Source organism: Streptomyces sp. NPDC059169, assembly GCF_042755225.1.
In the GTDB taxonomy this organism is placed as follows: domain Bacteria; phylum Actinomycetota; class Actinomycetes; order Streptomycetales; family Streptomycetaceae; genus Streptomyces.
In genome coordinates this window covers 39,042-50,877 of sequence record NZ_JBHZCF010000003.1, presented here as the reverse complement: position 1 = coordinate 50,877, position 11,836 = coordinate 39,042, and the positions used below count along the sequence as shown (strand labels likewise).

Annotated in this window: 10 protein-coding genes; 5 read left to right on the top strand and 5 right to left on the bottom strand. The window is 68.5% G+C overall.

Annotation, left to right across the window (positions count from 1 at the left end; genetic code table 11):
• Positions 1–63: 63 nt before the first annotated feature.
• On the top strand, positions 64–1,026 hold the full coding sequence (locus ACFXOM_RS06505; RefSeq protein WP_384928974.1) for a helix-turn-helix transcriptional regulator: 963 nt from the start codon (positions 64–66) through the stop codon (positions 1,024–1,026).
• A gap of 204 nt (positions 1,027–1,230) precedes the next feature.
• Here ACFXOM_RS06505 and ACFXOM_RS06500 read toward each other — a convergent pair whose 3' ends face one another.
• Together ACFXOM_RS06500 and ACFXOM_RS06495 are read right to left on the bottom strand one after the other, a co-directional pair.
• Complete coding sequence (locus ACFXOM_RS06500) at positions 1,231–1,557, bottom strand: hypothetical protein (protein WP_384927762.1); 327 nt, start codon at positions 1,555–1,557, stop codon at positions 1,231–1,233.
• Between the two features lie 241 nt (positions 1,558–1,798).
• Entirely contained in the window at positions 1,799–4,408 is a 2,610-nt protein-coding gene (locus ACFXOM_RS06495) for an aminotransferase class I/II-fold pyridoxal phosphate-dependent enzyme (protein WP_385037164.1), read from the bottom strand.
• A 1,200-nt stretch (positions 4,409–5,608) separates the two neighbouring features.
• Between ACFXOM_RS06495 and ACFXOM_RS06490 the strand changes: the two genes are divergently transcribed.
• Positions 5,609–6,283, top strand: coding sequence for a TMEM175 family protein (locus ACFXOM_RS06490; RefSeq protein ID WP_384927757.1), 675 nt, complete (start codon positions 5,609–5,611; stop codon positions 6,281–6,283).
• Positions 6,284–7,035: 752 nt separating this feature from the next.
• Here the strand turns inward: ACFXOM_RS06490 and ACFXOM_RS06485 are convergent.
• Positions 7,036–7,284, bottom strand: a complete 249-nt coding sequence (locus ACFXOM_RS06485) for a hypothetical protein (protein ID WP_384947485.1) — start codon at positions 7,282–7,284, stop codon at positions 7,036–7,038.
• 244 nt (positions 7,285–7,528) lie between these two features.
• Here ACFXOM_RS06485 and ACFXOM_RS06480 point away from each other — a divergent pair, with 244 nt between their 5' ends.
• Both ACFXOM_RS06480 and ACFXOM_RS06475 read left to right on the top strand, forming a co-directional pair.
• Complete coding sequence (locus tag ACFXOM_RS06480) at positions 7,529–8,698, top strand: serine hydrolase domain-containing protein (protein WP_384927755.1); 1,170 nt, start codon at positions 7,529–7,531, stop codon at positions 8,696–8,698.
• Positions 8,699–8,784: 86 nt separating this feature from the next.
• Complete coding sequence (locus ACFXOM_RS06475) at positions 8,785–9,126, top strand: hypothetical protein (protein WP_385037161.1); 342 nt, start codon at positions 8,785–8,787, stop codon at positions 9,124–9,126.
• 199 nt (positions 9,127–9,325) lie between these two features.
• On the opposite strand, the gene ACFXOM_RS06470 is transcribed toward ACFXOM_RS06475, so the two are convergent.
• Positions 9,326–9,922, bottom strand: a complete 597-nt coding sequence (locus ACFXOM_RS06470) for an NADPH-dependent F420 reductase (protein ID WP_384927751.1) — start codon at positions 9,920–9,922, stop codon at positions 9,326–9,328.
• A 41-nt stretch (positions 9,923–9,963) separates the two neighbouring features.
• Complete coding sequence (locus ACFXOM_RS06465; RefSeq protein WP_385037158.1) at positions 9,964–10,782, bottom strand: inositol monophosphatase family protein; 819 nt, start codon at positions 10,780–10,782, stop codon at positions 9,964–9,966.
• A gap of 137 nt (positions 10,783–10,919) precedes the next feature.
• Here ACFXOM_RS06465 and ACFXOM_RS06460 point away from each other — a divergent pair, with 137 nt between their 5' ends.
• Positions 10,920–11,828, top strand: a complete 909-nt coding sequence (locus tag ACFXOM_RS06460; RefSeq protein WP_384927747.1) for a LysR family transcriptional regulator — start codon at positions 10,920–10,922, stop codon at positions 11,826–11,828.
• Positions 11,829–11,836 lie beyond the last annotated feature (8 nt).

The window sequence follows — 11,836 nt, the reverse complement described above, 5'->3', positions numbered from 1 at the left end:
GACACCGACGTTCCCAGGCAATGCGGCAGGTTAGCTTCCGCAATTGCTGACATGATGGAGAACATGTTGGAGACCTCGGCGCGCCTGCTCGAACTGTTGTCATTGCTCCAGCTCAAGCGCGACTGGACGAGCTCCGAGCTCGCCGGCCGGCTCGATGTGAGCACGAGGACTGTGCGCGCCGACATCGGCAAGCTGCGGTCGCTCGGCTATCCCGTGGACGCGCGCCCCGGCGTCGCGGGCGGGTACCGGCTGGCCGCCGGGACGGCGATGCCCCCACTGCTGCTCGACGACGACGAGGCCGTCGCCGTCGCGATCGGACTGGGTGCGGTCGCGACGCAAAGGCTCGGCGTCGAAGAGACATCGCTCACCGCGCTCGCGAAGCTGGAGCAAGTTCTGCCCTCGCGCCTGCGTCGGCGCGTCGAGGCGGTACGCGAGGCGACGAGCGTCGTTCCAGGAGCTGAACCGCCGCTCGATCTCTCGGTTCTCGGCGCGGTCGCTGCCGCGATCCGCGGCCACGAACGGCTCCGGTTCGGGTACACGAAGCCCGGGGGCAGCGAAGGGGCCCGCCACACCGAACCGCAACGGCTGGTGAGCTGGGGGCCGCTCTGGTATCTGCTCGCGTGGGATCTCGACCGCGACGACTGGCGGGTCTTCCGCGTCGACCGCATGGTTCCGCACGCACCGACGGGTGCGCGGTTCCAGCCGCGCGTGATCCCGGAGGACAATGTCGTCGAGTACGTCGTCGGACGCGTCAGCAAGGGGGCCTGGAAGTACCGCGCCCGGGTGCTCGTGCATGCTCCCGCCGCCAAGGTCGCCGCGAAGATCCCCATCCCGGTCGACATCGAGGTGGTCGACGAGTCCACGTGCCACGTCGAGCTGGGTTCCGACGACCCGGACCGGCTCGCGCTGTGGATGACACAGCTCGACGCCGACATCGACGTGATCGACGGAGACGAGCTCGCGGTGGCGTTCGATCGCCTCGCGACGAGGTTCCGCCGCGCGGCGGGTGGCGCATCCACGACATGAATCTCGGCCGTCGGTCATTCGGCGATGCCGTCGTAGGCCGGCGGCCGGTATCCGGGCCCTTGAGCACCTTGCCGTCGGCTCGGCGCAGGACTCGACCGTCCGCGCCCCGCTTGCTCATGTTGGACCGATGGACCTCGACGAAGACGGCCGGTGGATCGGTCCCCCGCGCGTCCGCGGCGCCGTACGTGACGTGGAGGACAACGGCTACTGCCTCGCATGCGGTGACCGGGGCATCGCCGGTTCGCAGGCCTCCAACGGGGTCGCGCATGCCTCGGCGACTTCGCCGGCTTCTTCGTCGGCTGCGTCCGTCGGTGCTCCGCCGGCTCGGGGCGTTCGACGTCGGTCTCGAGTCGAACGCCTTGCGGAAATCGGCGTCTTCGCCGCATTGGCGTCGTAGTCCACGACGGTCTGGATGCCAGCGGCTGCGGTCGGGTGGGGCAGGGTGATCAACCAGTTGTCGATCACGGCGATCCACACGGTCGCGGTGAACCGCACGGCGAGCTCGTCGTCGCGGTGGCTACTGCCCGCCACCGCTTGAGCCGGTTGAGCGTACGCTCCACGGCGTGCCGGTCGCGGTAGTCGACGCGGTCGAAGCCTGGCGGGCGCCCGCCCGCGGTCCCGCCCCGCTCTTGCGGTTGCGATCTGGTCCGCGAGTTCGGTGATCGTCGCCCTGGTGCGATCTCTCGGGTTGGTGTCGGCAGTGGTCCAGCGCCGGTTTCCGACCGCAAGCTCGGTCATCCTGCTTCCCGCGCCCGCGGGGGTCCTGCACAAGCTACTCTGCCGAGGAGTCGATGGCGTCGACGGCGGCCCGTGCTTCGGCTGTCGCGTCGGCAATCGCGGCGGCAGCCTGCTCGACCTGCTCGGTCGTGTGGGTGGGCATGACCTGGAGGCGCAGCCGGGCCGATCCGCTGGGCACCACCGGGTACTCGACGACCATGGCCGCGACACCGCGGGGGCGCAGACCACGGTGGGTGAGGCGGGCGACGCGCTCGTCTCCGACGACCACGGGGACGATGGGGCCGGGAGCCCCCAGGGACACGAGCCCGTGGTCCAGCAGTGCTTCACGCAGTGCCGTCGCAGCGCACAGCGTGCGTTCGCGCAGCCGGTCGCCCTCCGACGTCATGGCGATGCGCATCGCGGCTCCGGCCGCCGCGGCCTGAGCCGGTGACAGGGCATTGGAGAAGACGTGGGTGCTGCCGTACGTCTCGATGTAGCTCTTCACGGCGGGCGAAGAGGTGGCGACGAAGCCTCCGTTGGAGGCAAACGACTTGGAAAAGCTGCCCATGACCAGATCCACCCGTCCGACGAGGCGCTGGATGCCCAACTGCCCCTGTCCGCCGGGACCGGTGGAGCCCAGGTCGTGGGCGACGTCGACGAGCAGTGTGGCGGAGTGCTCGTGGCAGGCTTCTTGCAGGCGTACGAGGTCGGGGCTGTCGGCGTCCATGGAGAACAGGCCCTCGGTGATGACGAGTACGCCGTTGTGGGCGTCCCTTTCGCGTATCTTGCGGAGCACCGCGTGGACCGCTTCGGTATCCAGGTGCGGTACTCGCTGCACGTTGCGTGAGGAGGCATGGGCGGCCTGGACGAGGCTGGCGTGGGCGAATCGGTCCAATATCACGTGGTCGTAGTGGCGGACGAGCGCATTCACCGGTCCGTATGCGGCTGCCCAACCGGTAGGAAAGAGAACTACATGGTCTGTTTTGATGAATTCAGCGATACTTTGTTCTAGTTCCCGGGAATGGGTGGTGTTGCCGATGGCGGCGGCTGAGCCGGCGCTGTGCACGCCGTACTCGGCTATGGCGTCGGCTGCGGCCCTGATCACCTCGGGATGACTGCTGAGCCCCAGATAGTCCTGGGACGCCAAGTTGATTCCGGTCAGTTCTCGTCCGCCCGTATCCAAGAGGCGGGTCGTCGACCGTGGTGCCGAGGCGAGGGTCCTGGAGTACAGCCAGGTTTCTGACTCGACGCGGGCCCGGTACCAGCGATGGAACGGTTCCACCCGCTCCAGGAGGTCTCCGCCGGAGGGCGAGGCGAAGCTGCGGACGGTGTGGGTGAGGGCCAACTCCTCGTGATGCGCGGTATCGGCGACAAAGGGGTTGCGATCCGGCGTCCCGTTCGGGTCGGCGACGGGGGCTTGCTGGTCCGCCGTGGACAGGATGTGCTGCATGGTGTCGACCGAGAAGATCGCCTCGGGATCGAGCGTGTCGCTGAAGACCCCGAGCAGCGTGGCGGAGTGCTCCGGGTCGGCGGCCACTGCCCGTATCAGATCGACCTCGGACGCCTCGGGTGCGCGCATTTCCGCCTGGTCGCTGACGAAGTCGTAGTACTTCCAACTGTCCATGTGGCGGCGCTCACGGTACTCGGACAGCGCGCCGTCGAGGTCGCCGCCGGTCCCGAGAGCAGGGCCGATGATCTCGGTGAGCAGTTCGGCGTCCCGGAGGGCATGGGTCATGCCGCTGGCGGTGCACTGGTCCTTGAAGGATGCCGCGTCGCCCGCCAGCACCCAGCCGTTGCCCGCGGTTTCTCGGATGAAGGCGCTCTGATCGTTGGTCATGAACAGTCCGGAGGCACGCGTTGCACCGTTGACAACAGCTGCCAGATCGGGGGCGACGCGCTCGAAGACCTGCGTGAAGTGTGTCTCGGCCTTGCTCCGGAATGCGGGGTACCACTCACGCGGACCGAAGACGAGGGCCATCGTCTGTTCGCCGCTGGTCGGGCTCAGTGCGACGCCGAAGCGCCCCCGGCGCTGCAGCGCGGGAACGGTGAGGAGATGGCCCGAGAGGTAGGTGTAGCAGGCGAAGGAGCAGTTGCGCCGGACGTCTTTCTGCTCGGCGCCCACCAGGCGGGCGACGCGGGAGCGGCGGCCGTCGGCGCCGACCACCACGCTGGCGCGTGCCGTGTTCACCGGCCCGTCCACGCCCTGCCGCCAGCGGACTCCGACGACTCGGCCGTCTTCCTGGACCAGCTCGGTCATCAGCGCCCCCTGCTGGACCTCGACGCCGCTGGCGGCCGCGTGGCGTAGTACGAGGGCGTCCAGTAAGTCACGGCGGGCGGAGAGGGAAGCGTTGACGACGCCTGTGTCGTCGCCGTGCAGACTGCTGAATCGCGCACGTAGGTCGGCCTCCCGTACGGAGCCTCGGACGTGCACTCCTTCCACGGCCAGATCTATCTCCTGGAACAGCGGTGCTGCCTCGACGACATGGGCGAGGACGCCGAGCCGATTCAGGTAGCTGACGCCGCGTGGCCACATGAAATGCGTCGAGAGCACGTCCTTGGGAAAGGTGTCCCTCTCCAGCAGGAGAACCCGACGTCCCTGCTTTCCCAGATGGGTCGCAGTTGCGGCGCCTGCCAGGCGACCTCCGACTATGACGGCGTCGTACATGATGCTCCGTAACTGATCAGGTGATCGAAAACCCACCTTCTCACAGCACCCTGACCGGCATTCTTCTTGTGCCACGATTTGAGGGATAGTCATGGAATACCCCGGTGGATTCTGATGCCGGTTCGGATGGTGGCCGTTGACGTGCCTCGCTGGGCGGGCGAGCAGGCGGTCGAGGCGGGTGCATGGAGTCCGGCCCGGCCTCGACCAGGTCCTGGCTCGACCAGGTCCTGGCTGTCGTGCAAGGTCAGCAGGCGCAGCCAGGCGTCGAGATCCGCCGCGAGGTTCGCGGCGAGCACCCAGCGCCGCCGACGATCGGGAGAGGCGGACAAGGCCCGCCAGGGCGGGCTGGCGATCTCCCTGCCCATCGGGTCCGGGCGGCGCACGTCCGGTGAGGCCGTACTCGACTCCGAAGAACAGGTCCAGCGGTGCCAGGAAGACGCCGCCCGGTGCGGCACCGACCGTCCGGGACGGGCTGGCGGCGTCCCACAGTCGGGCGAGCGCGACGTCGTTCAGCGGCGGACCGTCGCCCGCGTGGAGCACGGCGCCCCGGGGGTGAGGCCGCCGTGCAGCAGGCCGATCGTATGCACACCCGCCGACGCTTCCGCCGGCCCGGCCCCCAACGCGCGCACCGCCTCTACCGGCAACGGCCCATGCGCCGCCACCGCCTCCCGCAACGACCGCCCCGCGATGTACTCGCTCGCACCCACAACACGTCGCCGTCCGCAGTAACGTCCACCACCTGCGCCGTGGAGAAGGTGCTCACGGCCCGCGCGGAGTCCGCAAGCTCGGAGAACCCGCGCCGGACACCGTCCCAGCCGCCCACCGCCAAAACCGCCCGACCAACCGGAGAACACCCGCCTCAGAATGGCCTCGAGCAGCGGTGGCGCCGGAGAAGTCCCGTCAATCCATGCATGACCAAACCAGCGTGACGCCCCGTGATGCTATCGGCAGTTGCCTCAGATGATGGACGCTCAGTTCCCGGTCCCCGCATGCGCCTTTCATGAGGAATCCGACAAGAAGGATTGCATCGGGTCGAGAAATGGCTGCTTGCCCTCTTCATGCGTGCCCTCCTCATGGGGGTCATCCACGCCTTCGTCATCGTGCAGACGGGTCACGGGCGCTGATCCTTTCGCGGAGATGTGTCTCCGGCAGGACAGGTTGGCGCGGGAGTGGGGCGCGAGGGCGGTCTACGGTGCGGTCATGGACGTGATCGATACGGGCGGCACGGCGAAGGCCGGTGAGCCCGCTCATGCGGAGAGCCCCGCACGGCTGGTCGCGCTGTCCGACGGGATCTACGCGATCGCCATGACGCTCCTGGTACTGGACGTCTCCGTTCCCGGGGGTCTGGACGCGGCGACCTTCCGACACGAGATGAGTCAGGTCTGGCCCCGTCTCGCTGCCTATGCGCTCAGCTTCGCCGTACTCGGCGCCTTCTGGCGTGACCAGCGCCAGATCCTCCAACGGGTACGACGTGTCGACATCCTCACCATCCGGCTGACCCTGGCGGGTCTGGGCGCGGCGGCGCTGCTGCCGTTCCCCACCACGCTGCTCTCCGAGTACGGCAGCCAGGAACCACTCGCCGTGTCCGCCTATGCGGCCACCGTCGCGCTGCTCAGTCTGCTGCACCTCGCGCTGTTCGCCAGCGTCTGGCGGCGTGAGTACCTCCAGGTCCGCCCCATCCCGGACCGTGTGGGCTGGACCGTCGTCGCGGAGCAGGGCACGGTGGCCCTGGTCTGCGCGGCCTCCGTGGTGGTCGCGTTCGCCATCGCCCCTCGCGCGGCGCTGTACACCTGGCTTGTGACCTTCCCCCTCAAGCACGCGATCCGCTTGCGCGGCCGCACACCTCACCACCGGACAAAGCCCCCCTGCCAGTAGTGCTGATCTCGATCGGGTGAGGTCGGGGTCGTTCGTCTGACGGTGTGCGGTGCGCGCCGGTAGCTGCGGACTGTGAGATACGCGCGGGCGGCGGGTTGACCGACGGGGACCGCTGCCTGTCGATCGCCCTCGCATCTGGTTCCGACGACCCGGACGACACCTGGTGCTGGGTGCTGGAGTGGATCGACGACCGCGGCTGGTTCATCTTCCTGGAGCCCGGCCGGGCAAGTTCCTCGGCTCGTGTCTCACTGTGTGCTGCCCTGTTCGCTGATGGAGCTGGCCGAGGATCGCGCGGCCGCCGTCGCCGCGGAGCACAACGTGGTGTCGCATCGCGGCTGGCGCAGAGGGGGAGGGGAGTGCCACGGAACTCTGGTTGGGAATCGTTGCCGTTGTCGGCACGTTGCTGGGCGCGGTTGTCTCGCGTCTGCTGCAGTCCAGCACGGCGCGGAGGTTGCACGCCGAGGGTCTGAGTGCCGAGACGAGACGCGGGCTGGAAAACCCGGACGGGCGTGGCTCCTTCGGAGGGACCATCTCACCAGCGCAGACCTGCGGACCCGCACGTGCTACGTGACCCTTCCGGTCGTCCCGCGCCCTCTGGTGGCGGTCGTCCAGTCGATCTTGATTCCGGCCGGTGGCGCGACCTGGGGCATCCGACCACATGGCTGCTGCACTACGCGTGATCGTTACGCCGAACCCCAGCTCAGCCAGTCCCTCCAAAGGAGCCACACCCATCTGACTCGGCACGCTCCGGTTCAGCCCGTTTTCTTCCCTGAGTCCGCAGGTGCGAGTAGTTCTGCTTGGAGTACCGGGTTCAACGGTTGGCCGTTAGAGGCTGTGGCAGCCTGTGTGAGGGCCTCGTTCCCCGTGTCCTGGAACACAGCCAAGGAGATCACGTCGCCTTCATTCAGATTGACGACAGTGGTGACCGCTTGCGTCCCAAAGGCAGCGAGGGCCGCCTTTGTGTTCGCCGCAACGGCAGCGCCGTTGACGAAGATGTACACGTCTTGGCCGTGGGTGGCGTCGGGGTGATCTGAGTTCGGGCCGAGCTGAAACGCCCGGTCAGCTGCGGCATCCTCACCGAAACCAAGCCGGCCTCTTCACCTTGCCGCGGCCCACTCGACCCGCACCACAGCCCGCCTCAGCCTAGGACCCGGCGAAAGCTCGCAGAGCACCCTCTGAAACCTCTATTCAAGAGTCCGACTAGTCGGTATGTTGCACGAGTTCAGTCAAGCTGTGGAGGGACCCATGGAAGACTCCGTTTTTCCCGCTCCTCAGATTGAGGGGCACTGTGACGGGCGATTCGCCGCGGTCCAGGCCGCGTTCGAGGCCAACTTCCGGGATCGTGGGGAGCTGGGCTCGGCGGTGACCGTGCAGGTGGGCGGCGAGGTGGTGGTGGACCTGTGGGGCGGCTGGGCGGACTCCGCGTGCACTCGCCCGTGGAAGCGTGACACCCTCGTGAACGTCTGGTCGACCACCAAGGGCCCTGCTGCGCTCTGCGTGCATCTGCTGGCGGACAGGGGCCTGTTGGACCTTGACGCGCCGGTTGCCGCGTACTGGCCCGAGTTCGCCGTAGGCGGCAAGTCGGCTGTCCTCGTTCGCCATCTCCTGTCGCACCGGGCGGGCCTGGCTGGTCTGCGAGAACCGCAAAGCGTCACACAGCTCTATGACTGGGAGCTGACCACGGCTCGCCTGGCTGCCATGGAGCCCTGGTGGGATCCTGGCACGCAGTCCGGCTACCACGCTTTGACCTATGGCTTCCTGATCGGGGAGGTGGTTCGGCGCGTCACAGGAGTGTTGCCCGGCGAGTTCCTGCAGCAGGAGATCACCGGTCCACTCGGCATCGACTTCACCATCGGCCTGTCCGAGAAGGAGAGCGACCGGGTAGCCGAACTGGTCCACGCACAGGTCTCGGCGGACAGCGCCTTGCTGGTGTCGCAACTTCCGCCGGTCGTGATGGCGGCGATAGCAAACCCAGCGGTCGGCGCCGCCGAGGCCAATTCCCCCGAGTGGCGGGCCGCCGAGATACCAGCCGCGAACGGTCACGGCACGGCGCGTGCTGTCTGCGCCCTGTACGGCATCTTCGCCCGCCGCGGTCTGTGCGGTGACCGGCGAGTCCTCTCTCCCGAAGCCGCCGAGCGCGTCCGCGAGAGCCAGGGCGTGTGCAGCGACCTCGTCCTCGGTGCGGGCTTCACGCATGACACGGAGGCCGGTCTGGGGCTGTGGCTGAGTGGCAGGAATGCTTCCTACGGCCCAAACCCCAGGGCCTTCGGTCACGACGGCTTCGGTGGTTCCTGCGGCTTGGCGGACCCGGAGGCCGAGCTGAGCCTTGGCTACGTCATGAACAGGATGGGCCCGCAGATCGCCGACGACCCAAGGAAGATGGCTTTGGTCGAAGCGGTCTACGACGCGCTGTGAGCAGCAGCTCCTCAACGGCGCGGAAGCGCAGCGGGAAGCGGTGGTGCAGCCACACCGCGTGGGTGTCCGGCCGGCGACGGAAACAGGTGCTGTTCACGCTGCGGTCGTCGTACTCGGGCAAGACCGTCCGCGGTGTGTTCGCCACTGCCTCGCAGGAGGTGTTCTGTGAGGGGCACGTGGAGGCGTTCGAGGTGCTGGGCGGTGTCCCGCGGTTCCGCATCCGCTGCGACAACGGCAAGCCCGCGGTGAAGCATGTGATGTTCGGCAGGCCGCCGACGCGCGAACCGCCCGCCTCGCCGCCCGGGTCCGCCGCTTCGAACAGAACCTCAGTGAGGTGCTCGGTGATCAAGTCTGCTGCGAGGTGGGCATCGGGGACCCCCGAGGACACCGAGCAGCTCAAGGCCCGGATCACCATCCTCGAACAGTAAATCGTCACCCTGGAGCTCGAACTCCGGGACCAAGACGACGGGCTCGCCGCCGCCCGGACGGCCAACCGTGAGCTCATGGCCCAGCTCAACCGCCCACCGGGCTGAGCAGAGCCCGGGCCGGTCGCTCGATGGCCGGCGGTCAGCGGCGGGGCTGTTCCGGATGTGGGCCCGCCGTCGGCGGCGGTGCACCGTGTGCGGATCAGCGGGCGATCGAGATCGCGAACGGCACGAATCCGCTGGACCGGATCACGTGCGGTACGAACAGTATCGCTGCCTCCGTGGCGCGGGCGGTCTGGATCCCGCCGAGATCAGTGATCCACTCCTTGCGCCAGCCGAGGTCGACGAGCAGTTCACGGACGGTCTGCTTGGCCTGCGGGTCGTCGCCGGAGAGGAAGGCACTGGGCGCCTGGGTGAGCGTGGCTGGCGCGGTCATCACGGGGAAGAGCATGGTGTTGAGTGTCTTGACGACGCGGGTTTCGGGGAGTGTTTCCTGGAGTTGCTCGGCGAGGCTCGAGCCGGGGTAGATCAGGTGGGCAGGCAGTCCGTCCGGTCCGTCGACGGTGGCGTTGGAGACGTCGACGAGGATCTTGTCGCGCAGTTCTTCGTGCAGGGCAACGAGCCGTTCCAGGGAGCCGGCTCCCGGGGTGGCGTTGATGACGATCTGGGCTGTGCGGGCGGCGTCGGCGGCGGCGCCCGGCGCGCGGTCCGCCACCTTCACCCCATGTCCTGCCCCGGTGAGGGCTGTGGCCAGACTTCCGCCGACGCGGCCGTTTCCGAGAATGGCGATCGTGGTCATGATGATCTGATCCTTCCGTGCGTGCAGGTTGTGGTGCCCGGTCAGCGTGAGAGCGTGGCGACGGCCTCGGCGTGGACGCCGGGTGTGGCGGCCAGGAAGCTCTCGCTCCGGGGGGTCCAGGGGCGACCCTCGGCGTCGGAGATCTGTCCGCCGGCCTCGGTGACGAGAAGTGCCCCGGGCAGGAGGTCCGCGCGGGCGCCGGCGAACTGCCAGAAGGCGTCGATCCGGCCGGCGGCCACGTTCAGCAGGTGCAGGGTCGCGGGCACGGCGGTGCGGACGACGAGCGCGTCGAAGAGCATGGCGGTGATCGAGGAGCCGATGCGCCGCACGACCTTCTCGTCCTCTTCCGGCCGGGCCTGGCTGGTGGCCACGATGCTCAGGCCGAGGTCCGCAGTGGGGGAGACGTGCAGCGGTCGGCCGTCGAGGTAGGCGCCCGCGCCGGTGAGCGCGGTGTAGGTCTCGCCGGTCAGCGGCAGGTGGACCGCGGTGAGCACGGGCTGGTTCTCGCGCACGAGGGTGGCGGTCACCGCCCACTCCGGCAGGGCGTGCAGGTGGTTGACGTTGCCTTCGGCCGGATCCACGACCCACCATTCGCCGGGCGGCAGCGCCCCGCCGTCCAGCTCGTCCTCCACCCACCCGGCATCCGGCCGCAGGCGCGTGAGGCGGGGGCGCAGGATGCCGAGGGCCGTGTCGTCGTTGTCGGCGAGTGCGTGCATCAGTTCTTCGCGGGTCTGGTAGCGGACCACCTCGCCGAAGCGCTCGCGCAGCGCCGAACCGGCCGCGCGCACGTCGATCGCGGTCTGGCCGAGCAGGTCGGTGTCGGAGGCGGCGACGTCGGTGGTCTGGAGCATTTCGGACATGGTGAACTCCCTTTTGAGAAAGAGGTGATGGGGCCGTTCCGGTCGAACCGTGCGCTCTGTTCGGCGCCCTGCTCTCGAAGGTATGGAGCCCCTTGATTAACTGCAAATGCATGTAAAGCACGGTTAGCATTACTCACATGCAATTGGATTTGAACCTGCTGGCCGCGCTCGACGCGCTGCTGGAGGAGGGCAGTGTGGCCGGGGCGGCCGCGCGCCTGCACGTCACCGCCCCCGCGATGAGTCGGAGCCTGGGCCGAATCCGGCGCACGACCGGGGATCAGATCCTGGTGCGCACCGGCCGCACGATGACCCCGACGCCGTACGCGATCGCCGTCCGGGAACAGGTGCACGAGCTGCTGCATCAGGTCCAGGGGGTGCTGGCACCGAGCCGTGAACTCGATCTGGCAACGTTGGAGCGCACCTTCACGCTCCGCTGGCACGACTCCCTGGTCACCTTGAGCGGCCCCGCACTGCTCTCGGCCGTGCGCGGACAGGCGCCGGGCGTGCGATTGCGCTTCATCGCGGAATCGAGCATTGACACCCCCGAGTTGCGGCGCGGCGAGGTCGACCTGGAGGCGAACGCCAACCGCCCGAGCGCACCGGACATCCGTGCCGAGAACGTGGGCGAGACCCGCCTCGTCATCGTCGTGAGGCAGGGGCATCCCCTCACCCGCGTCGGGACCGTCACCGCACAGCGGTACGCCGAAGCCGAGCACGTCACCGTCTCGCGACGTGGAAACCTCGGCAATGCCCTCGACGACGCCCTCGCGCGGCTCGGTCTCACCCGCCGCGTGGTGGCGACCGCGCCCACGGAAGCGGCCGCGATGGAGTTCGCGCGCGACTCCGATCTCCTGATCAGCGTCCCCGAGGCCACCACGCGGTCAGCGGCCGCCGGCCTCGGCCTCGTCGTGCTCCCCCTCCCGCTCGAACTGCCGTCGGCACCGGTATATCTGTCATGGCATCAGCGCTACGACACCGACCACGCCCATGCCTGGCTGCGCGGGCTGGCGCGAACCGCGCTGACCATGGGCGGAGCGTCGTCGTAGTCGGCTCC